The organism is Streptomyces sp. Ru73, assembly GCF_002920575.1.
In the GTDB taxonomy this organism is placed as follows: domain Bacteria; phylum Actinomycetota; class Actinomycetes; order Streptomycetales; family Streptomycetaceae; genus Streptomyces.
The window spans coordinates 1-20032 of the sequence record NZ_PQSQ01000013.1; the positions used below are offsets into that span (position 1 = coordinate 1).

The window sequence follows — 20032 nt, forward strand, 5'->3', positions numbered from 1 at the left end:
CGCCGGTCGCGGGGCCGGGGGGCGCGCAGCGGCCCTCGGGGAAGGCGGTGGGCGCTTTCCGGGCGGCCGGGGGAGGGGCGGAAGAGGCGGGGCGGCGCGTCGCCGTCGCTCCGGGGCTGTGCGGGGCGTCCGCGCGGCCCTTCGGGGTGCGGCCGGCGTGGCCCCTTCGTATGGCGTCCCGGTGGTCGCCGTCCTCGTGCTGTGCGTCCGTCCGCCCCGGAAGGGACGAGTGGTCGCGGGCGTGCGGAGCGGGGGAAGCGGCCGGCCTGCTGTCGTTCTGCCGGGCGGTGCCCGGACGGGACGACGCGGCCTCGAGGGCCGGTACGGCCAGCGCGACCGCGAGGGCGGCGGTGGTGAGCAGCGCGGACGGTATCTGCCTCATGTGCTCACCCTGGGGCGGGGGGCGGCCGCCTGCCCGCCGGGTTACGTCATCCGGTGACGGCAGCGGTGTTCCTGCAGCCTGGGCTTGTGAGGCAGGTCACAAAGGTGGCGGGAAATAACCGGGGACTCGGTCCCCGTTACACCTGGCGTCCGTGCGAAACGGGGAGCCGCTCCCCGCTTTCACGCTTCACGGGCCTGCACACCGCGCAGTACTCGTACGACGCCGAACGCCGCACCCGGAAGGAGTGAGCCGACATGACCAGCACCCGCACCGCCGCCACGGAGTCCCGGCCCCGTATGCGGGCCGACGCGCAGCGCAACCGGGAGCGCATCGTGGCGGCCGCTCGCGAGATCATGGTCGAGCACGGGGCCGACGTCCCGCTCGACGAGGTCGCCCGCCGGGCCGGCGTCGGCAACGCCACCCTCTACCGGCACTTCCCGGACCGTACCGACCTGATCCACCACGTCACGCTCTCCGTCATGGACCGCACGGCGGACCGTGCCGAGCGCGCGCTGGAGGCGGAGGACGACGCGTTCCGGGCGCTGCGGGTCTTCGTGGGCGCAGCCGTCGAGGAGCGCATCGGCGCGCTCTGTTCGCTCCTCTCCGACACCGTCGACAAGGACCACCCCGACCTGCTCGCCGCGCGGGACCGCCTGGACCGGGCCATCGAGGCCCTCATGGGCGCCGCGCGCGAGAGCGGCCAGCTGCGCACCGACATCGCCGTCGGTGACCTGATGGTCGCGATCACCCAGCTCACGCGGCCACTGCCCGGATGGGAGTGCTCCGGCGCCCGGTCCGGAGGCCGCTGCCCCGACTTCGACACCTTCGTGCACCGCCACCTCCAGCTCTTCCTGGACGGCCTGATGGCTCCCGCCCGGTCCGAACTGCCGGGCGCGGCGGTCACGCTGGACGACCTCCGCCAACGATGACGCCGGCCGTCCCCGCCCGGCCGGGCCGGCCGGCGCCGGTCCGCGACCGGTAGCAGTCCCCTTCCCGCAACCGCCGCAGCCGCCGTCCCTGACGGCCGGCGCGGCTCCGACTTCGCACTGCCCGCACCACGCAACGCCCTTACTCAGCAAAGCCGTTACTCAGCAACGTCTTCACGCGTCGTCGCACGTCCCATTCGCTCTTTTTCGCACCCTAGGTGGACCCACCCATGTCCGAAACCGTCCAGAACGTGGACCCCAGGCGCTGGAAAGCGCTCATCTTCATAGCCCTCGCCCAGCTCATGGTCGTGCTCGACGCGACGATCGTGAACATCGCGCTGCCCTCCGCCCAGGCGGACCTCGGGATCTCCGACGGCAACCGGCAGTGGGTCATCACCGCGTACGCCCTCGCCTTCGGCGGACTCCTGCTCTTCGGCGGCCGCGTCGCCGACCTGTGGGGCCGCCGGCGCACCTTCGTGACCGGACTGGCCGGCTTCGCCCTCGCCTCCGCGCTCGGCGGCGCGGCGGGCAGTACCGGCATGCTGCTCGGCGCCCGCGCGCTGCAGGGCGTCTTCGGCGCGCTGCTGGCACCGGCCGCGCTGTCGCTGCTCGCGGTGACCTTCACCGAGGCGCGCGAGCGGGCCAAGGCGTTCGGCATCTTCGGTGCCATCGCGGGCGGTGGCGGCGCCGTCGGGCTGATCCTCGGCGGCGTGCTGACCGAGTACATGGACTGGCGCTGGACCTTCTTCGTGAACATCCCCTTCGCCGTGATCGCGGCGACCGGCGCGCTGCTGGTCATCCGCGAGCCCGCCGAGGGCCGCAACCGCTCCCGGCTCGACGTCCCCGGTGTCCTCCTGGCCACGGCCGGGCTGGTCTCGCTGGTCTACGGGTTCACCCGGGCCGAGTCCGACGGCTGGAGCGCGGGCGCGACCATCGGCCTCTTCGTGGCGGCCGGCGTGCTGCTGGTGACCTTCGTGGCCGTGGAGTCCCGGGTCAAGGCGCCGCTGCTGCCGCTGCGGGTGGTCACCGACCGCAACCGCGGAGGCGTCTACGCCTCGCTCGGCCTCGCCGTGATCGGCATGTTCGGTCTGTTCCTCTTCCTGACCTACTACTTGCAGATCGTGAAGGGGTACACGCCGGTCACGACCGGTCTGGCCTTCCTCCCGATGATCGCGGGCATGATCACCGGCTCGACGCAGATCGGCGCCCGGCTGATGACCCGGGTCCGGCCGCGGCTGCTGATGGCGCCCGGCTTCCTGCTCGCGGGCGTCGCCATGCTGTCGCTCACCCGGATCGGCCTGGACAGCTCCTACCCGGCGCTGATCCTGCCCTCGTTCCTGCTGCTGGGCCTCGGTATGGGCACGGCCTTCATGCCGGCCATGTCGCTCGCCACGCACGGCGTGCAGCCGCGGGACGCCGGTGTGGCCTCCGCGATGGTCAACACCTCGCAGCAGGTGGGCGGCGCGATCGGCACGGCCCTGCTGAACACGATCGCGGCCGGCGCGACCACGGCGTACGCGACGGCGCACGCGGCCGGTGCGCGCTCTGCCGACGTCCTGAAGCTGCAGTCGATGGTGCACGGCTACACGACCGCCATCTGGTGGGCGGCGGGCATCCTGTTCCTCGCCTCGGCGATCGCCTTCGTCTTCGTCAACACCGGGCGGCCGGGCGCGAGTACGCCCGTCGCGCGCTCGGCGGACGGCGAGGAAGCTGCCGAGGACGTGCCGGTACCGGTGCTGGCCCACTGAGGCGGCCATGACGACGAAGGGGCGCCCCTCGGGGCGCCCCTTTCGCATGCCCACGGGGGCGGTGCGGCGGATTCAGCGCAGCCAGGGCAGGTCGGCGCCCTCGGGCTGGAGCCCGTCCGCCACCGAGCGGCAGATGGTGGCCAGTTGGCGTACCTGCTCCGGGGAGAGCCGGTCGAAGAGCGCGGCCCGTACGGTCGCGACATGGCCGGGAGCGGCCTCCTGGAGGACCTTCAGGCCCTCGTCCGTGAGCACGGCGTTCTGGCCCCGCTTGTCCGAGGGGCAGTCCTCCCGGCGGACCCAGCCGTTCTTCTCCAGGCGCGCGATGGCGTGCGAGAGGCGGGACCGGGTGATCTTGGCGTTCTGGGCCAGTTCGGTCATCCGCAGCCGCCGTCTCGGCGCCTGCGAGAGCTGGACCAGCAGGCCGTAGTAGACGTGCGGCAGGCCGGCGTCACGCTGCAGCTGACGGTCGAGATGATCTTCCAGGAGGGTGGTGGCGTGCAGGTAGGACTGCCAGGCGTACTGCTCCTCGTCGCTGAGCCAGCGCGGCTCGTCGGCCATGTCGTTGCTCATACCATCCACTGTCTCATTGGTCAGCGGGTTCTTGAAGATTTAACTAGGGGATCAGTCCTCCGGGGGAATGAGGCGCACTGCCTGGTCCGCCGCGCGCAGCGCCTCGGGGCGGCCGGTCGCGGCGGCCACGTCGAGCGCGGTGTCGGTCAGCTTGATGGCGTGTTCGTCACCGTGCGCGGCCGCCCGCTCGAAGGCGTCGGCCAGCGCGTCGGCCGAGGGAGCAGCCGGGACGGCCACCTCCCTGTGGCCGTCCGCAGCACCTGGCGCGGCCGGCTGCGGGCGTTCCGGGTGGCGGGGAGCGTAGGCCGCCGTGACCGCCGCGCTCGCGGCCCAGGCGGCGTGCAGGCTCGGCACCCACAGGTGTTCGGGCAGCACGGGCAGCGTCCGCAGGACGGCGTTGGGGGCGGTCGCCGCGTGCACCAGCATGACCGGCTCGGCGGCCGCGTCGACCGCGTACCGGGCCGTGGCCGCCGCCACGACCTCCGCGAGCAGCGCCCGGGCGTCCGCGGGCCCGGCGGCGGGCCGCAGCGCCGCCGCAGCACCCGGCCAGCCCGGTGTCCGCGCCAGCTGGGCCAGCCGCTGCCGGATGCCGCCCTCCTGCTCCGGTACCGGCGGTACGTCCCACAGCGCGGCCTCCGGGCCGTCCTGCCCCGCGGGCGGCGGTACTTCGCCCAGCGGCAGGTGGCGCGCCGCCCAGTACCCCAGCGCGTGCGCCAGCTCCGCCACGCGCGGCTCCTCCTCGCCGTCCTCGGTCAGCGTGCGGACGGCGTGCCCGACCCGGATGACCGGGTGCGTGGCGGCGCCCGCGATGCCCGGGAGCAGCCGCGGCCACCACTCGGCCAGCACCTCGCGCCACGGGCGGTCGGCGAGCTGCCGCGCCATGAAGGCGGTCCAGTCGGTGACCCGGCGCGGGTCGCCGAGCGCCTCCCGCCAGTTCGCCTCCGTGACGGCGGTGTCGGCGGGCGGGCGGTCCTCCAGCTTGGTCTCGTAGTGGTCGAGCCAGCGGTGCACGGAGGCGGCCCGGCCGTGCCGGACCAGCGCCTCGACCGCCATCGGGCCGTGGTTGCTGAGGTAGCCGTGGAACTCCGGGCCGCGTGCGTGCAGCCGCTCCAGGGCCTCGTCGAGAGTGCCGCTCGTGGTGTCCATGGACCGAGGCTAGGGACGCGGGGGAGCGGGCGTATCGGACCACGGACCCGATGCCCCTCGAACGGCCGCCCTACGGCGGTGGGCCTACGGCGGCAGGTCTACGGCGGCGGGCCTACGGCCGTGGCGGATGGTGGTGGCCGGGAGGTCGCGGCCGGTGGTGGCCGCTGGGGCGCGGCCGGGCGCGGCACGAGGAATAGCCGTACGCCCGTCCTTCGTTGGGCAGGCATACGACGTCCTACGGGCCCCGCGCACCGGGGTCCTACAGGGGCCGCACGCCCAGGGCCTACGGGGCGCGCGCAGCCGCGTCCTACCGGGCTCCGCGCCTCGGGCCCCTCATCCACCGCACATCGACGCCCCAGGAGGCGCAGCGATGCCGCTCACCGTGGAAGAACGTGACCAGCTGCTGGCCGGGCCGCACGTCGCCGTGCTGGCCGTGAACGCGGGGGACGACCGCGCTCCGCTGGCCGTCCCCGTCTGGTACAGCTACCGCCCCGGCGGCGACTTCCTGGTCTTCACCGGCCGGGCGTCCCGCAAGGCGCGGCTCATCGAGGCGGCCGGCCGGCTCTCGCTGGCCGTGCAGCGCACCGAGCCCACGTACCGGTACGTGACGGCGGAGGGGCCGGCCCGGCTGACGGCGGTCACGGCCGAGGAGGTCCAGGAGGTGGCCGGGCGGTACGTGGCTCCGGAGGGGGTCGAGGCGTACGTCCGGCAGGCGCTCTCCGAGGGCCCCGAGATGGTCGCCGTACGGATGACTCCGGAACGCTGGTTCGCGGCGGACGCCGGAACGGCCTGAGCCCCCGCCGACCGGCCGGAAAAGGCGACAAGAGGTGTCGTGTATCGGCGTCATGGTGGTGCCATGACGGACACGACGCATGAGGCGCAGCGCGCGCGGCACAAGAAGGCGGTCGGCTGGTCGGCGTTCGCGGCGGCGGAGCCCGCCTTCGCGGCACGGGTGGAGCGGCGGTTCGGCGCGTACGGGCACCACGTGCTCGCGACGCTGCGGGCGGACGGGTCGCCGCGGCTGAGCGGCCTGGAGGCCGACTTCCGCGACGGTGAGCTGTGGCTCGGCATGATGCCGGGCTCCCGGAAGGCGCTGGACCTGCGGCGCGACCCGCGGTTCGCGCTGCACGCCAACCCGGGGCCCGGCACGGACATGCCGGACGGCGACGTGCGGGTCGCGGGCCGGGCCGTGGAGGTCACGGACCCGGAGGTGCTCGGGTGGTACGCGGACGGGGCGGCGACGCCGCTCCCGTTCCACCTGTTCCGGGCGGAGCTGACGGAGGTCGTGCGGACGCACGTCGAGGACCCGCACATCGTGCTGGAGACCTGGCGCCCCGGTGCCGGGCTGCGCACCCTCCGGCGCGGCAACGACGACGCGCCGGCGACCGTCGACTGAGACGCGCCGGATGCCGCTCCCCGGGAGTGCGGCGACCAGCGGCTCCACAGGAGCGGTGGCCGGCGGCTCTACAGGAGCGGCGTCCGAGCGGCTCCCGTAGAAGCGCCTCGCCCCGCCGGTCCGAGGGCCGGCGGGGCGAGGCGTTCAGGAGAGCGGCGGGCTACCGTCGTGCGCCCGGAGCTGGGTGGGTGCGGAAGAGGTAGAGGGAGACCACGAACATGATCGCCCCGAAGAGGGCGCCGTAGCCCGTCGCCTTCAGGGCCGTCGACGTCGCCGCCAGGTTGTACAGGAAGCCCATCGAGGCGCCGAAGAGCGCGCCGTACGCCAGGGCGCGGACCTCGGTGATCATGCGGTCCTGGGCGTGCATCAGGGCGAGCCCAAGCACCACCGTCACCGCCATGGCGATCAGGCCCAGCACGAACGCGTGGATGCTGGAGGACCCCGTGCTGTGGTCGAGCAGTCCGGCGTAGATGCCGTAGGCGATGCCGCCCACGACGGGGACGCCGGTCGAGAGTGCCACGTGGTGACGGCGCGGGACGGCGGCCGTGGTGGCTGTCGTGCGGGTGCGAGCGTGCGTCTGCATGACGGCTCCTTCCTCTCGCCCTCCCTCCAGGCGACACCCAGGCGTGTCAGCCGTCAACTGGATCAGCGGGAGCCGTGCGCGACCGCCCTGCCCCGCACATGCGGCGGGGCGCTCCTCGACGCCCGCCGGGCCGTCGCTCAGCACCCGCCGGGCCGCCCCTCAGCGCCCGCCGAGCTCCTTCTCGTACCAGGCGACGTCCCAGTAGCGGCCGAATTTGCGGCCCACCTCCGCGTACGTGCCGACGTGCCGGAAGCCGAAGCGGGCGTGCAGCGCCACCGAGCCGGGATTGGGCAGCGCGATGCCCGCGTACGCGCGGTGCACGTCCTCGCCCTCCAGCGCCTCGAACAGCGCCTTGTAGAGCAGCGTGCCGACGCCGCGGCCGGTCGCCTCGGGGGCGAGGTAGACCGTGACCTCGACGGAGGTGCGGTAGGCGGGCTTGGGGCGGAAGGGACTGGTGGTCGCGTACCCGAGGAGCCGGCCGTGCGGCGCCGCCGCGGCCTCGCGGGCAACCAGGAGGCGGTGCGGACCGTCTTCAGGGTGGGAGAGCAGCCACGGACGGCGCTCTTCGGGGGTGAACGGCTCGGTGTCGAATGTGATCGCTGTCTCACGGATGTAGTGGTTGTAAAGATCCGTGAGCGCCGTCAGATCGGCCTCCGTGCCCGGTCTGACCTGCACTTCCCCACGCTCTGACATGCCGCGGCCTCCTCACGTGGGCACGCAGGGTACTGCATGATCAGAAAAACGAGGGGTCGTCGTGGGAATTCTGTCCGGTTTCCAGCCGTTGTTTCCATCAGACGGGGGCACCCGGCCCAGCAGACAGCAGGGATCAGGTGTCCCGGCCGCCACCATCCCGCGACCGACTCATCGCTAAGGGAGCACACGCATGGCAACCCGTGCCGTCGCCCGTCGTCAGCCCGCCACCAGTGGCGCTGACGGGGCCAACAGTGTTCGCGCCGTAGGCGGGGAGATCGCCGACCGCGACCTGGTCGGCATGTACCTCGACGAGATCGCGCGCACGCCCCTGCTCGACGCGGCCAAGGAAGTCGAGCTGTCGCAGACCATCGAGGCGGGTGTCTATGCCCGGCAGATCCTGGACGGCGAGGTGACGGACGGCAATGCCGCCGGTGCGACGCCCGAGGAGCTGCAGGCGCTGGTCGACGAGGCCGAGAAGGCGAAGGACATCTTCATCCGTTCCAACCTCCGCCTGGTCGTAGCGGTCGCCCGCCGCTACCCCCGCAGCGGCCTGCCGCTGCTGGACCTGATCCAGGAGGGGAACGCCGGCCTGGTCCGCGCGGTCGAGAAGTTCGACTACGCCAAGGGCTTCAAGTTCTCCACGTATGCCACGTGGTGGATCCGCCAGGCGATCACGCGTTCCATCGCCGACCAGTCCCGCACGATCCGGCTGCCCGTCCATCTGGTCGAGGAGCTGGGCCGGATCCGTCGCGTGCAGCGCGAGTTCAACCGCGAGCACGGCCGCGACCCGGAGCACGCCGAGATCGCCGCCGAGCTGGGCGCCAAGCCCGAGCGGATCAGCGACGTCCTGGACTGGGCCCGCGACCCGGTCAGCCTGAACATGTCCGTGGACGACGAGGGCGAGACGCAGTTCGGCGACCTGCTGGAGGACACCTCGGCCGCGTCGCCCGAGCAGTCCGTGCTCACGCTGCTGCGCAGCGAGGAGCTGGAGGACCTGATCGACCGCCTCGACGGCCGCACCGCCTCGATCATCAAGGCGCGGTACGGCATAGAGGACGGCCGCGAGCGGACCCTGACCGAGGTCGGCAAGCAGCACGGTCTGACCCGTGAGCGGATCCGCCAGATAGAGAAGCACGCGCTGCTGGAGCTGAAGCGCATGGCGCACGACACCGGCTTCGACGCCGCGGCGTAAGCCTTCTCCTCCCCGCGGGACCCCGGAAGGGGCCCGCCCCATCGGGACCCCGTCACGGAGGTCCCCCCGGTACGAGCCCCGGCGCCCTCCCCCGAGCGCCGGGGCTCTTTGCTGTCCGCGCGCCCGGGACCGGAGGGCCGCCGCCAGCTGCGTCATGCCCGTTTGTGTCTGTCTGCTGCCCGAGTCTGTTTACTTCGCGGAAATCCGGGCGTAGCCTGCTGGTGAAACCACACGTTCGGGCATCGTACGGACAGGAACGGAACGGACCCAGGTCGCATGTACGCAGCGGAACGCCAGCAGGAGATCCTGCGCCTCGCCCGGGACAGCGGGCGGGTCGACGTCCTCTCCCTCGCCGAGGAATTCCAGGTCACCGCCGAGACCGTGCGGCGCGACCTGAAGGCGCTGGACCGCGCCGGGCTGGTCCGCCGGGTGCACGGCGGCGCGATACCGGCGGGCCGGCTGGACTTCGAGCCGGACCTCGCCGAGCGGGACACCGTCGCCGCCGACGAGAAGGACCGCATCGCGCGGGCCGCGCTCGCCGAGCTGCCCGACGACGGCAGCGTCATCCTGGACGCGGGTACCACAGCGGCCCGGCTGGCCGGTGAGTTCCCGCTGGAGTCCGACGTCACCGTCGTCACCCACGGCCTGCCCGTCGCCGCCCGCCTGGCCGACCACCCGGGCCTCACGCTGCACCTGGTCGGCGGCCGTATCCGGCACCGTACGCGGGCCGCCGTCGACGACTGGGCGCTGCGCGCCTACCGCGAGATCAACGCCGACGTCCTCTTCCTCGCGACGAACGGCTTCTCGCTGGAAGGCGGCCTGACCACCCCCGACCTCGCCGAGGCCGCCGTCAAGCGCGCGATCATCGCCGCGGCCCGCCGGGTCGTGCTGATCGCCGACTCGTCCAAGTTCGGACAGCAGCACTTCGCCCGCTTCGGCGACCTCTCCGACGTCGACGTCCTGATCACCGACACCGGGCTCAGCCCCGAGAACGCCCTCGCCATCGAGCGCGCGGGCACGGAAGTAGTACGCGCATGATCCTCACCGTCACCCCCAACCCCAGCCTGGACCGTACGTACGAGGTGCCGGCGCTGGAGCGCGGCGCCGTGCTGCGGGCCGGCGCCGACCGGGTCGACCCCGGCGGCAAGGGCGTCAACGTCTCCCGTGCGGTCGCGGCCGCCGGGCACGAGACGCTCGCCGTGCTGCCGGTCGGCGGCCCGGCCGGCCAGGCGCTCGCCGACCTGCTGGTGGCCGAGGGGATAGAGGTCGCGCCGGTGCCGGTCGCCGGGGCCACCCGATCCAACATCGCGGTCGCCGAGCCCGACGGCACCCTCACCAAGATCAACGCGGCCGGCCCCGAGCTGTCGGCGGCCGAGTCCGAAGCGCTGCTGGAGACCGTGCGGGAGCGCTCGGCGGGCGCCGCCTGGATCGCCTGCTGCGGCAGCCTGCCGCGCGGGCTGGCCCCCGAGTGGTACGCCGACCTGGTCGCCCGCGCGCACCGCGCCGGCGCCCGGATCGCGCTGGACACCTCGGGCCCGTCGCTGACCGCCGCCCTGCGCGAGCGCCCCGACGTGGTCAAGCCCAACGCCGAGGAACTGGCCCAGGCCGTCGGCCGCCCGCTCGCCACCATCGGCGACGCGGTCAAGGCGGCGGAGGAGCTGCGCGCGATGGGCGCCGAGGCGGTGCTCGCGTCGCTCGGCGCCGACGGGCAGCTGCTGGTCGACGCCACCGGCGCGTACTACGGCACCGCCCAGGTGGACGTGGTCCGCAGCAACGTCGGTGCCGGGGACGCGTCGCTGGCCGGGTTCCTCGCGGCCGGCGGTACGGGGACGCGTGCGCTGGCCGAGGCGGTGGCGCACGGCGCGGCCGCCGTGCAGCTGCCGGGCAGTGTCATGCCGTCGCCCGGCGACCTGCGGCCGTCGGACGTGACGGTGACCGACGTGGTCCCGCTGGACCGCCCCTTGACGGAGGCCGTGACATGAACGGTTCGCTACGCCGGCATCGCCCGGCAGACGTTCGTCCTCAAGCGCCGGCCGGGCTGGTCGCCCGGACGGGCCGGGAATACAGAGGGAGCCCGCGATGAGTGAGCTGATCACCGCGGACCTGGTCGACCTCGACCTGTCCGCCGACACCAAGGACGCGGCCGCCAGGTCGCTGGCCGAACGGATGGTGGCGGCAGGCCGCGTCACCGACCTGGAAGGGTTCCTCGCGGACGTCGCCGCGCGCGAGGCCCAGATGCCGACCGGGCTGGACGGCGGCATCGGCATTCCGCACTGCCGGAGCGCCCATGTCACCGAGCCGACGCTGGCCTTCGGGCGCAGCGCCGCCGGCATCGACTTCGGCGCGGCGGACGGCCCGGCCGACCTGATCTTCCTGATAGCCGCCCCGGCCGGCGGCGACGCCGACCACCTGTCGATCCTCTCGACGCTGGCCCGGCACCTGATGGACGAGGAGTTCACCGGGGCGCTGCGGTCGGCGGACGACCCGGAGCGGGCCGCCGCGCTGGTACGGGGCGACGCACCGGCGGAGGCGGCCGAAACCTCCGGGTCCTCCGAGCCTTCCGAGGTCGCGGCGGCCGACGAGCCCGCGGCGGCCGCGGAACCCGCGTCCGTACAGCCTGACGAGGCGCCGGCCGAGGCAGCGCAGCCCGCGGCCCCGGCGGACGAGCCCGCAGCGGACGCGGCCCCCTTCCGCATCGTCGCCGTCACCTCCTGTCCCACCGGCATCGCGCACACCTACATGGCCGCCGAGTCGCTGGCGAAGGCGGGCGAGGCGGCCGGCGTGGAGCTGGTCGTCGAGACGCAGGGGTCGGCCGGGTTCACCCGTCTCGACCCGGCGGTGATCGCGGCGGCGGACGGCGTGATCTTCGCGCACGACGTGGAGGTGCGCGACCGGGACCGGTTCGCCGGCAAGCCGGTCGTCGACGTCGGCGTGAAGGCCGGCATCAACCGCCCCGCCGAACTGATCACCGAGGTACGGGAGAAGGCCGCGCGCGGCGAGGTCGGTACGCCGGCCGCGCGCCCCGACGCGCCCATGGACCGCGACGCCGAGGAGCACGACGGCTTCGCCACCCGGCTGCGCAAGTGGCTGATGACCGGCGTCAGTTACATGGTGCCGTTCGTCGCCGCCGGTGGTCTGCTGATGGCCCTCGCGTTCGCCATCGGCGGCTACACGATCAACAAGGCGCCGTCCGTCGCCGAGCACTTCGTCTGGACGGACACCAGCAGCTGGGCCGCGCTGCTCTTCCAGATCGGCAATGTGGCCTTCACCTTCCTCGTGCCGGTGCTGGCCGGGTTCATCGCGTACGGCATGGCCGACCGGCCGGGCCTGGTACCGGGGTTCGTCGGCGGCTCGATCGCGCTGACGATCAACGCGGGCTTCCTCGGCGGCCTGATCGCCGGTCTGCTCGCGGGCGCCGTGGTGATGGCGATCCAGCGGGTGCGGGTGCCGGCGCCGCTGCGCGGCATCATGCCGGTGGTGGTGATCCCGCTGATCTCCTCGGCGGTGGTCGGGTTCCTGATGTTCCTGGTCATCGGCAAGCCGATCGCCGCGCTGCAGAAGGCGCTGACCGACTGGCTGTCCGGCCTGACCGGCGCCAACGCCGTCATCCTGGGCGTCGTCCTCGGCCTGATGATGTGCTTCGACCTGGGCGGCCCGCTGAACAAGGTCGCGTACGCCTTCGCGGTCGGCGGCCTGGCCAACCCCAACGACGGCAGCCTGAAGGTGATGGCGGCGACGATGGCGGCCGGCATGGTCCCGCCGCTGGCCATGGCGCTGGCGACGACCGTGCGCGGCAAGCTGTTCACCAAGGCCGAGCGGGAGAACGGCAAGGCGGCCTGGGTGCTGGGCGTTTCGTTCATCACCGAGGGCGCGATCCCGTTCGCGGCCGGCGACCCGCTGCGCGTCATCCCCGCCTCGATGGCGGGCGGCGCGGTGACCGGCGCGCTGTCCATGGCCTTCGGCTGCACGCTGCGCGCCCCGCACGGCGGTGTCTTCGTGGTCCCGCTGATCGGCCAGCCGCTGCTGTACCTGGTGGCGATCGCCGCCGGCGTGGTCGTCAGCACCGCCCTGGTGGTGGTCCTGAAGGGGATGCGGAAGACCGGTGCCGAGCAGGCGGCCCCGGCCGCCGAGGACGCGGAGCCGTCCGCCGAAGAGAGCCGCAAGGAGCCGGTCGCGGCCTGACCCGGCCGTGACCCCGGGCGGTCCGTCGATCCCGTCGGCGCGTCACCGCCCCCGAAAGCACACCACCCCGCTGCCAGTGCCCGGCAGCGGGGTGGTGGTGTGTCGGGGGGAGCGTCAGGCGGCGCTGCCGGCCTTCCACTGGTCCCACGACATGTTCCAGCCGTTGAGGCCGTTGTCCGGCTTGATCGTCTGGTCCTTGGAGTTCTTCACGACGACCACGTCACCGATGAGCGAGTTGTCGAAGAACCACTTGCCGGGGGTGTCGCCGTTGGCGCCCTTGACGTCCCGCAGGCCGACGCAGCCGTGGCTGGTGCCCGCCTGGCCGAAGATCGAGGGCGAGCCCCAGTAGTTGCCGTGGATGAACGTGCCGGACGCGGACAGCCGCATGGCGTGCGGCACGTCCTTGATGTCGTACTCGCCCTTGCCGTCCTTGCCGGTGAAGCCGACCGTGGAGCCGTCCATCCGGGTCTCCTTGAACTTCTCCGAGATCACCATCTGACCGTTGTAGGTCGGGTGCTCGGGGCTGCCGCCGGAGATCGGGATCTTCTTGAGGGTCTTGCCGTCCCGCACGACCGTCATGGTCTGGGTGTTCATGTCGACGGTGGAGACCTGCGAGCGGCCGACGGTGAAGGTGACGGTCTTGTCCTGGACGCCGGTGACGCCGTTGGCGCCCTCCACGCCGTCCAGGTCGATCTTCATCGTGACCTTGGAGCCGGCCTTCCAGTAGTCCTGCGGGCGGAAGTCCAGGCGCTGGTTGCCGAACCAGTGGCCGACGACCTCCTGGCCGCTGCTGGACGTCACCGTGATGTGCGACTGCACGGCCTTCTGGTTGGTGATGGCCTTGTCGAAGTTGAACGAGACCGGCATGCCCACGCCGACGGTCTTGCCGTTGTCCGGGGTGAAGGTGCCGATGAAGCTGTTCGCGGGCGAGACCGTGGTGAACGTGGAGTTCTCGGTCGCGGCGCGGCCCTCGGAGTCCTTGGCCTTGGCGGCGAGCTGGTACTTCGTACCGCGCTCCAGCTGCGCGTCCGGCTTCCAGCTGGTGCCGTCGGCGGATATGGAACCCGCGATCTTCTCGTTGGTGTCCGTCCGGGTGAGCGTCACCTCGGTCAGCTTGCCGCCGCTGACCTTGACGTTGGTGCCGTTGATGCTGGCACCGTTCGAGCCGTCCTTCGCCGAGACCTTGATCTTGGCGTTCGAGGCGTCCTTGGCGGCCGCGGCGTCGGCCCCGGCCTGGCCGTCCTTGTTCCCGGCACCCGAGGCGTCACCGCCGCAGGCGGTCATGGCCAGTGCGCCGGCCGCGAGCAGTGCGGCCGCCGCGAGGCCGCGCCGCAGCGAGCGCGCCGAGCGCGAATTGCGGGGCTGTGCGGGCGCGGCGTTGTCCGGCGTTGTCACGAGCTGCTCCAGGCAAGAGTATTGGTCCACTGTTTCTTAAACAGCGACTGTGAGCCGATTTGGTTGCAGCTCTCCATATCTTGTGACCGATGTCACACGTGTGGGGGAAGCGGCTGGTCGGACGGGCCGGCCAGCCACTCGCGGAGCTGCGTTCCGTGTTCGTCCAGCCGTGGCGGCGCGACCGGTTCGGCGACCGGCGTACGCGAGAACCGCAGCGGACTGCGCACCTGGGGTACCCGCCCCGCGCCGACCGGAACGACGGGATCCAGCCCCAGCCGTGTCGCGAACTCGATGGCCTCGCCCAGGGTGTTGACGGGCCCGCACGGCACGGATACGGCGCTCAGCCGCTCGGTCCAGCCCCGCGGGGTGTCGGCGGCGAGCCGTGCCTCCAGCTCCTTCACCAGCTCCGTGCGGTGCGTGACGCGGCCGGGGTTGGTCGCGAAGCGTCGGTCGTCGGCCAGTTCGGGCGCGCCGAGCGCCGTGGCCAGCGCCCGGAACTGCCGGTCGTTGCCGACCGCCACCGCCAGCAGCCCGTCGCGGCAGGCCAGCGTCTCGTACGGGGCGATGCTCGGGTGCCGGTTGCCCATCGGGCCCGGGTCGCGGCCGGTGGCCAGATGCCCGGTCGCCTGGTTGACCAGCGAACCCAGCAGCGAGGACAGCAGGTTCACCTCGACGTGCTGGCCCTCGCCCGTACGGTCCCGGTGGCGCAGCGCCGCCAGGATCGCGGTCGTGGCGTCCTTGGCGGTCAGCACGTCGACCAGCGCCACGCCTGCCTTCAGGGGCGGCCCGCCGGGCTCGCCGGTGATGCTCATCAGCCCGCCGACCGCCTGCACCACGAAGTCGTACCCCGGCAGGCGGGCGCCCTCGCCCGAACCGAAGCCGGTGACCGAGCAGTAGACCAGGCCGGGGTTGGCGGCGAGGGAGGACGCCGGGTCCAGGCCGTACTTGGCGAGCGCGCCGGGCCGGAAGTTCTCGATCAGGACGTCCGCCCTGGCCGCCAGCTCGCGCGCGGCCTCCGCGTCGTCCGGCGCCGACAGGTCAAGGGCGAGGCCCTGCTTGGAGCGGTTGGCGGCGTCGAAGTACGCGGCCGTGCCGTCGGCCGCGAACGGCGGGCCCCAGGAGCGGGTGTCGTCCCCGGCGCCGGGCCGTTCCACCTTGACCACCCGTGCGCCCAGGTCGGCCAGGGTCGCGGCGGCCAGCGGCCCCGCCAGCACCCGGCTGAAATCGGCGACGAGCACCCCGTCGAGCGGCTTCGGCTGGTCCGTACACTCCACGCGCACTCCTCCGTCGGGCGGTCCGGTTGTCCGGTGATCACGTTGTCGGGCGGTCCGGTCGTCCGGCGTGCGTACCGGATCGGCCGGTTGTCGTATCGGGTGAGCGGTGCGCCGCCATGCTGGCGGACGATCTTCGCCGGGCGGAACCCGCCGATGCGTCCAACCCGCCCCGCCCGACCGCGCCGTGCAGGAGTGGTGGGGACGTACCGGTGAACGGGGCGGAATGCGGGGCGCCACGCCGCGGGCCGCCGGATTCTTACGGACGCGGCGCGGAACTGTGGCGCGATTCTTGCGGTGCGTCCGGCGTTTCTTGTGGGGCTCGCACCTGATGCGGTGGGATGAGGGATGGTTGCGGCGTGATGCGGGAAGAACCCTGAGTGATGCGGGAAGGTCCGGTAGTGATGGGAGATGCATCACTTCGGGGCCTAAGTCCTATAAAAACCTGTCATAAGTACCGAGGTGTGGTGTTCACTGATCCGCGTCAGCCGCCGGTGCCGACCGCGCCGGCGTCGCGCCACGCCCGTACGCCATGGAGGATCGGATGCTCCCCTCCGTCTCGACCCTGCAGCAGATCGGCCTGGCCGTCCTGCTGCTCGCGACGCTCGCCTGGGTCATCGGGCTGGTCCGCACCGTACGCAGGGACCGCCCCGCACCCCAGCCGCCGGGCGCCGCGCCACGGCTGCTGAAGGCCGTGCCGCGGCAGGTCGTCCCGCCGTCGGAGAGCGTCGAGCTGACCGCGGCCGAGCGCGAGGCGTTCGCCGGACTGGTACGCGAGCTGACCCGCGGTCACTGACCGCGGCGACCTGAAACGCCGTCACCGGGGGGGCCACGCGTCCACGCGGTTCCGCCCCGGTGAGAACCCGTCAGCCGACCGGGCCGAGCTTGAGCAGCGCGAGCGAGGCCAGCATCTGGACCGCCACGGCGGCCACGGCGCGCGGCGTCGGCAGATGGTGCTGGCCCCGGATGAGCAGCACGGCAAGCACGCAGCCGAAGCCCCAGGTCGTCAGCGACACCGCCTGCGCGACGGGATGGTGCTCGGGCAGTACGAACGCCAGCGCCAGCCGCGGCAGATCCGTCACCCAGAACACCACGACGAAGAGACTGACGGTCGGCCGGAGCCGGCCGCTGCCGCCGAGCGTCCGGGCCATGGCGTGCGTCACCAGCCCCAGCCCGAGGCTCGCCACCAGGGCGCCGCCCTCGGTCATCCCGGCGATCTGCCACGCCACCTCGCGCGGCCCGGTCTCCCACTGGGACCGGAACGCCTTCGACGCCAGCAGCCCGAGCCCGCCGCCCAGGAGCGTCAGCAGCACGGCGGCGCTGCACGCCCCGCGGTCGCGCGCCTCGTCCAGCACCTCCACCGGGCGGTACCACAGCCCGATGATCAGCCGGTGCCACCACAGCCGGCGCCGCGCGGCGGCGGGCTGTGCTGCGGGGGGCGGCTGGACGAGCGTGGGCGGAGGTATGGGCATACGGCCGTTTCTACCACCGGGTTACGCACGGCGGCGCGGCGGGCGCCCGGGCGTCGCGCCCTCGGTTTCTGAGGCGGTATCAGGCCCCTTGCGCGGCCCGGTGCTACGGCTCCGGCGTCCCGTACAGGCCGGTGTACGAGGGGAAGACGCCGCCCGGCCCGGCCACGTCCTCCGCCGCCAGCATCGCCTTCACGACGGCGCGGGTCAGCGCGTCGGCGCCGGCCGCCAGGATCTCGTTGACCGCACCGGCGTCCGCGTGCACGGCGAACGCCGGGTCCGGTTCCGCGCTCTCCGGCGCCGCCGGCCGGTCGCCGGTGGCCAGCGCGAAGACCGTGTCGCCGTCCGAGAGCAGGTGGACCGGGCGCACCGCGCGGGCCAGCCCGTCGTGCGCGGCGCCCGCCAGCTTCTGTGCCTGGGCACGGGTGAGGGCCGCGTCCGTGGCGACGACGGCGAGGGTGGTGTTCAGGGGCGGCCGGACGGACGCGGCCGAGCGGGCCGCCGATTCCGCGCGGGCCGCGGCCAGCCGCCGCACCGCCGCTGAGTGCACCTCGGGCGCCGGCGGCCGCGCCGAGCCCTGGAACAGCCGCCCGTACAGCAGCCCGGTCACCGGATCCACCGGCGAGCCCGCCGCGTTGACCACCGCGAGCACCGCGACCGTCACGCCCGAGGCCAGTACGACGCTGGCCGTGCCGACGCCGCCCTTCAGGCCGCCGGCCACCGCTCCCGTACCGGCGCCCACGTTGCCCTGCGGCACCGCGGCGCCCGGTGCGGTGCGGTCCGCGGCCTCGACGGCGGCCCGGCCGAGCGCCGCGTCGGGGCGGGCCCGCCAGTCGCCGCCCCGCCCCAGGTCGAAGAGGGCGGCGGCCGGCACCACCGGCACCACCTGGGCCGGGTCGGGGCCGACCTGGAAGCCGCGGCCCTGGTCCTCCAGCCAGCCCGCCACGCCGGACGCCGCGTCCAGCCCGAAGGCGCTGCCGCCGGTCAGTACGACGGCGTCCACGCGCTGCACGAGGTTGCGCGGGTCCAGCGCGTCCGTCTCCCGGGTGCCGGGACCGCCGCCCCGGACGTCGACGGCGGCGACCGCGCCGCCCTCGGGAGCGAGGACGACGGTCGTGCCGGTGAGCTGCCCGTCCCCGGTGCGCTGCGCGTGCCCGACCCGGAGGCCGGGCACGTCCGTCAGCGCGTCGAGGGGGCCGTGCGGGGTGAGGGACTGCTCGGTGCGTACGTCGGCCATGCCTCCTGCGTACCACGGGGCGGCGCGCGGTGGGGGGACGTACGGAGCGGTCTCAGTGGCCCGACGGGCCCATCACGATGACCGGGTGCTTGGCCGGGTCCAGGGTGCGCAGCAGCGTGCGCATCACGTCGGCCTTGAGGCTGACGCAGCCCTGGGTCGGGCCGTCGTGGTCGACGTGCAGCCAGACGCCGCCGCCCTTGGCCGCGCCCTCGGGACGCCGCGGGTCCAGCGGCGAGGAGCCCGGTACGCGGTTGTAGTCGATCGCGATGACGTAGTCGAAGGCGCCGGCCAGCGGCTCGCCCTCCACGCCCGATCCGTTGGCCACGAAGGAGGAGTTGTGGTCGTACGGCAGCTTGGTGCCGCGCGGCGCGGCGAACTTGCCGCCCGCGGCGCTCAGCGTGAAGACGCCCTCGGGGGAGCGCAGGTCGCCGTAGCGGTGGTCCTTCGTCCAGCCCTTGGCGGCGTTGTGCGCGGGCCACGCCTTGCCCGCGTGCCACTTCTCGGAGTCCTTGGCGCGGGTGTAGAGCGTGACGGTGGAGTCGTGGGAGTCGACGCCCTCGCCCGTGACCACCAGGACCTGCCGGGACTTGGCCGGAATGCGGTCCCGCGTCGCCGCGTCGAGCCCCGGGATGTTGCCCGGCTCGGAACGGACGGGGGAACCCTGCCGCAGGCCGGTGGGCCGCTGCTTCGACGACGCGGCGGTGGGGCTGTCCTGTGCCGTGACGGCGGTGCCGCCGGAGCGGTGGTCGTCCCCGGAGGCGGGCCAGGCGCACAGCGCGGCGCCCACCAGCACCACCACGGCCGCACCCCCTGTGACCTTGCCGCGTCGGGACAGGCGTATTCGCTCACTGGGCTGGGCGTGCCGGCCTGCCATGGTGTGACAACTCCTCGCGCGACGGCGCTTCGTGGGCATAAAAGGGGGCAATACCTACCCTACCCTCCGCGGGGTGCGTTCAGTCCCCCCGGGCCCTGCTTGCGCTCCTTCCGCACATCATGCCGTGCGGCGAACGGTGCCCCTGCGGAACAGCCGTCTCCCCGGCGTGCGGTGGACAGTTGGCGCGCGTACTGTACGGCGGCCGCGGCGGCCGGTGCCGCCCGGACACCGGTGGATGGCCGGATCCGGCTCCCGGCCCGCGCCCGATTCCGGCGGCGGGTGAGCTTCGGGCGGGCTGGGGCACCATGGAGTGGGGGCAGTGCGCGGAGGAGCAGCAGGAGCGAGGGTCATGCCCGAGGAGCAGAAGGAAGCAGCGCGGCCGGCGGGCCGTGCCCCGGCGGCGCGCGCGGACAGAGCGGGCCGCCGGGACATAGGAGGCCGCCCCGACCTCGACCGGCTGCTGCGCCGCTTCTACACCGAGGCCTTCGCCGACCCGCTGATCGGCCCGTTCTTCACCGACATCGCGGGCACCGACCTGGACGCCCACCTGCCCGCGATCACCGACTTCTGGGAGCGGGCACTCTTCCGCACCGCCGACTACGGCCGCGACGCCTTCGCCGTGCACGCCGGGCTGCACCGCGCCCGCCCGCTGACCGCCGCGCACTTCGGCCGCTGGGTCCAGCTCTGGCGGGCCACCGTGGACGGGCTGCACGCCGGACCGCGTGCCGAGCGCGCCAAGAACCAGGGCGAGCGGGTGGCGGTATCGATGCTGCGCCGCCTGTACGGGCGGACCGCGGACACCGGCGGCGGCCCCGGCGGCTTCATACCGCTGGCCGCCCTCCGGCTGCACGCCTCCGGCCGGGGCGTACCGGAGGCCGCCGCTCCGTGACGGCGGCGGCGTGTGCCCCGTTGAGCTCCCCTGGCCGGACGCCCCTGCCCGGTAGCGCTCCCGCGGCCGGCCGCGCCTG

At 73.6% G+C, this 20032-nt stretch carries 19 protein-coding genes and 1 pseudogene; 10 read left to right on the forward strand and 10 right to left on the reverse strand.

Annotated elements, in window-relative coordinates; genetic code table 11:
* Window positions 1-382, reverse strand: a pseudogene (locus C3486_RS37180) (hypothetical protein); the annotation flags it as partial.
* 254 nt (window positions 383-636) lie between these two features.
* Between C3486_RS37180 and C3486_RS08575 the strand changes: the two are divergent.
* Complete coding sequence (locus C3486_RS08575) at window positions 637-1311, forward strand: TetR/AcrR family transcriptional regulator (RefSeq protein WP_103831991.1); 675 nt, start codon at window positions 637-639, stop codon at window positions 1309-1311.
* 227 nt (window positions 1312-1538) lie between these two features.
* Entirely contained in the window at window positions 1539-3056 is a 1518-nt protein-coding gene (locus tag C3486_RS08580; RefSeq protein WP_103831992.1) for an MFS transporter, read from the forward strand.
* 72 nt (window positions 3057-3128) lie between these two features.
* On the opposite strand, the gene C3486_RS08585 is transcribed toward C3486_RS08580, so the two are convergent.
* Both C3486_RS08585 and C3486_RS08590 read right to left on the reverse strand, forming a co-directional pair.
* Complete coding sequence (locus C3486_RS08585; RefSeq protein ID WP_103831993.1) at window positions 3129-3626, reverse strand: MarR family winged helix-turn-helix transcriptional regulator; 498 nt, start codon at window positions 3624-3626, stop codon at window positions 3129-3131.
* A 51-nt stretch (window positions 3627-3677) separates the two neighbouring features.
* Window positions 3678-4772 (reverse strand): questin oxidase family protein, encoded by a 1095-nt coding sequence (locus C3486_RS08590; RefSeq protein ID WP_103831994.1) that lies wholly within the window; start codon window positions 4770-4772, stop codon window positions 3678-3680.
* 370 nt (window positions 4773-5142) lie between these two features.
* Between C3486_RS08590 and C3486_RS08595 the strand changes: the two genes are divergently transcribed.
* On the forward strand, window positions 5143-5565 hold the full coding sequence (locus C3486_RS08595; protein WP_103831995.1) for a pyridoxamine 5'-phosphate oxidase family protein: 423 nt from the start codon (window positions 5143-5145) through the stop codon (window positions 5563-5565).
* Between the two features lie 63 nt (window positions 5566-5628).
* On the forward strand, window positions 5629-6168 hold the full coding sequence (locus tag C3486_RS08600; protein ID WP_103831996.1) for a pyridoxamine 5'-phosphate oxidase family protein: 540 nt from the start codon (window positions 5629-5631) through the stop codon (window positions 6166-6168).
* A gap of 160 nt (window positions 6169-6328) precedes the next feature.
* Here C3486_RS08600 and C3486_RS08605 read toward each other — a convergent pair whose 3' ends face one another.
* Window positions 6329-6751 carry a hypothetical protein gene (locus C3486_RS08605; RefSeq protein WP_103831997.1) on the reverse strand — a complete coding sequence of 141 codons (423 nt, stop codon included), beginning with the start codon at window positions 6749-6751 and terminating at the stop codon, window positions 6329-6331.
* A gap of 159 nt (window positions 6752-6910) precedes the next feature.
* On the reverse strand, window positions 6911-7444 hold the full coding sequence (locus C3486_RS08610) for a GNAT family N-acetyltransferase (RefSeq protein WP_103831998.1): 534 nt from the start codon (window positions 7442-7444) through the stop codon (window positions 6911-6913).
* Window positions 7445-7634: 190 nt separating this feature from the next.
* Here C3486_RS08610 and C3486_RS08615 point away from each other — a divergent pair, with 190 nt between their 5' ends.
* From C3486_RS08615 to C3486_RS08630, 4 genes are all read left to right on the forward strand, one after another.
* A complete protein-coding gene (locus C3486_RS08615) occupies window positions 7635-8636 on the forward strand; it encodes an RNA polymerase sigma factor RpoD/SigA (RefSeq protein ID WP_103831999.1) in 1002 nt (333 codons plus the stop codon).
* Between the two features lie 276 nt (window positions 8637-8912).
* Window positions 8913-9674 carry a DeoR/GlpR family DNA-binding transcription regulator gene (locus tag C3486_RS08620; RefSeq protein WP_103832000.1) on the forward strand — a complete coding sequence of 254 codons (762 nt, stop codon included), beginning with the start codon at window positions 8913-8915 and terminating at the stop codon, window positions 9672-9674.
* Window positions 9671-10618, forward strand: a complete 948-nt coding sequence (gene pfkB / locus C3486_RS08625; protein ID WP_103832001.1) for a 1-phosphofructokinase — start codon at window positions 9671-9673, stop codon at window positions 10616-10618. The genes C3486_RS08620 and pfkB overlap by 4 nt, the downstream gene beginning before the upstream one ends.
* Window positions 10619-10715: 97 nt before the next feature.
* Window positions 10716-12818 (forward strand): fructose-specific PTS transporter subunit EIIC, encoded by a 2103-nt coding sequence (locus C3486_RS08630; RefSeq protein WP_103832002.1) that lies wholly within the window; start codon window positions 10716-10718, stop codon window positions 12816-12818.
* 114 nt (window positions 12819-12932) lie between these two features.
* On the opposite strand, the gene C3486_RS08635 is transcribed toward C3486_RS08630, so the two are convergent.
* Together C3486_RS08635 and C3486_RS08640 are read right to left on the reverse strand one after the other, a co-directional pair.
* Window positions 12933-14213, reverse strand: coding sequence for an Ig-like domain-containing protein (locus C3486_RS08635; protein ID WP_374936843.1), 1281 nt, complete (start codon window positions 14211-14213; stop codon window positions 12933-12935).
* Window positions 14214-14305: 92 nt separating this feature from the next.
* Window positions 14306-15493, reverse strand: coding sequence for a CoA transferase (locus C3486_RS08640; protein WP_181138484.1), 1188 nt, complete (start codon window positions 15491-15493; stop codon window positions 14306-14308).
* Between the two features lie 535 nt (window positions 15494-16028).
* Here C3486_RS08640 and C3486_RS08645 point away from each other — a divergent pair.
* Window positions 16029-16280 carry a hypothetical protein gene (locus C3486_RS08645; RefSeq protein WP_103832004.1) on the forward strand — a complete coding sequence of 84 codons (252 nt, stop codon included), beginning with the start codon at window positions 16029-16031 and terminating at the stop codon, window positions 16278-16280.
* A gap of 70 nt (window positions 16281-16350) precedes the next feature.
* Here C3486_RS08645 and C3486_RS08650 read toward each other — a convergent pair whose 3' ends face one another.
* The 3 genes from C3486_RS08650 to C3486_RS08660 all read right to left on the reverse strand — a co-directional run bounded on the left by C3486_RS08650 (window position 16351) and on the right by C3486_RS08660 (window position 19064).
* Window positions 16351-16956, reverse strand: a complete 606-nt coding sequence (locus C3486_RS08650; protein WP_103832005.1) for a YIP1 family protein — start codon at window positions 16954-16956, stop codon at window positions 16351-16353.
* Between the two features lie 103 nt (window positions 16957-17059).
* Entirely contained in the window at window positions 17060-18190 is a 1131-nt protein-coding gene (locus C3486_RS08655; RefSeq protein WP_103832006.1) for a P1 family peptidase, read from the reverse strand.
* Between the two features lie 52 nt (window positions 18191-18242).
* Window positions 18243-19064, reverse strand: a complete 822-nt coding sequence (locus tag C3486_RS08660) for a hypothetical protein (RefSeq protein ID WP_103832007.1) — start codon at window positions 19062-19064, stop codon at window positions 18243-18245.
* A gap of 349 nt (window positions 19065-19413) precedes the next feature.
* On the opposite strand from C3486_RS08660, the gene C3486_RS08665 reads away from it, so the two are divergent.
* A complete protein-coding gene (locus C3486_RS08665; protein ID WP_258052668.1) occupies window positions 19414-19953 on the forward strand; it encodes a group III truncated hemoglobin in 540 nt (179 codons plus the stop codon).
* Window positions 19954-20032: the final 79 nt, after the last annotated feature.

Bases quoted from the DNA above. Each gene is read 5' to 3' on its own strand.
- C3486_RS08575 (WP_103831991.1), top strand. From the start codon at position 637: ATGACCAGCACCCGCACCGCCGCCACGGAGTCCCGGCCCCGTATGCGG.
- C3486_RS08580 (WP_103831992.1), top strand. From the start codon at position 1,539: ATGTCCGAAACCGTCCAGAACGTGGACCCCAGGCGCTGGAAAGCGCTC.
- C3486_RS08585 (WP_103831993.1), bottom strand. From the start codon at position 3,626: ATGAGCAACGACATGGCCGACGAGCCGCGCTGGCTCAGCGACGAGGAG.
- C3486_RS08590 (WP_103831994.1), bottom strand. From the start codon at position 4,772: ATGGACACCACGAGCGGCACTCTCGACGAGGCCCTGGAGCGGCTGCAC.
- C3486_RS08595 (WP_103831995.1), top strand. From the start codon at position 5,143: ATGCCGCTCACCGTGGAAGAACGTGACCAGCTGCTGGCCGGGCCGCAC.
- C3486_RS08600 (WP_103831996.1), top strand. From the start codon at position 5,629: ATGACGGACACGACGCATGAGGCGCAGCGCGCGCGGCACAAGAAGGCG.
- C3486_RS08605 (WP_103831997.1), bottom strand. From the start codon at position 6,751: ATGCAGACGCACGCTCGCACCCGCACGACAGCCACCACGGCCGCCGTC.
- C3486_RS08610 (WP_103831998.1), bottom strand. From the start codon at position 7,444: ATGTCAGAGCGTGGGGAAGTGCAGGTCAGACCGGGCACGGAGGCCGAT.
- C3486_RS08615 (WP_103831999.1), top strand. From the start codon at position 7,635: ATGGCAACCCGTGCCGTCGCCCGTCGTCAGCCCGCCACCAGTGGCGCT.
- C3486_RS08620 (WP_103832000.1), top strand. From the start codon at position 8,913: ATGTACGCAGCGGAACGCCAGCAGGAGATCCTGCGCCTCGCCCGGGAC.
- pfkB (WP_103832001.1), top strand. From the start codon at position 9,671: ATGATCCTCACCGTCACCCCCAACCCCAGCCTGGACCGTACGTACGAG.
- C3486_RS08630 (WP_103832002.1), top strand. From the start codon at position 10,716: ATGAGTGAGCTGATCACCGCGGACCTGGTCGACCTCGACCTGTCCGCC.
- C3486_RS08645 (WP_103832004.1), top strand. From the start codon at position 16,029: ATGCTCCCCTCCGTCTCGACCCTGCAGCAGATCGGCCTGGCCGTCCTG.
- C3486_RS08650 (WP_103832005.1), bottom strand. From the start codon at position 16,956: ATGCCCATACCTCCGCCCACGCTCGTCCAGCCGCCCCCCGCAGCACAG.
- C3486_RS08655 (WP_103832006.1), bottom strand. From the start codon at position 18,190: ATGGCCGACGTACGCACCGAGCAGTCCCTCACCCCGCACGGCCCCCTC.
- C3486_RS08660 (WP_103832007.1), bottom strand. From the start codon at position 19,064: ATGGCAGGCCGGCACGCCCAGCCCAGTGAGCGAATACGCCTGTCCCGA.
- C3486_RS08665 (WP_258052668.1), top strand. From the start codon at position 19,414: ATGCCCGAGGAGCAGAAGGAAGCAGCGCGGCCGGCGGGCCGTGCCCCG.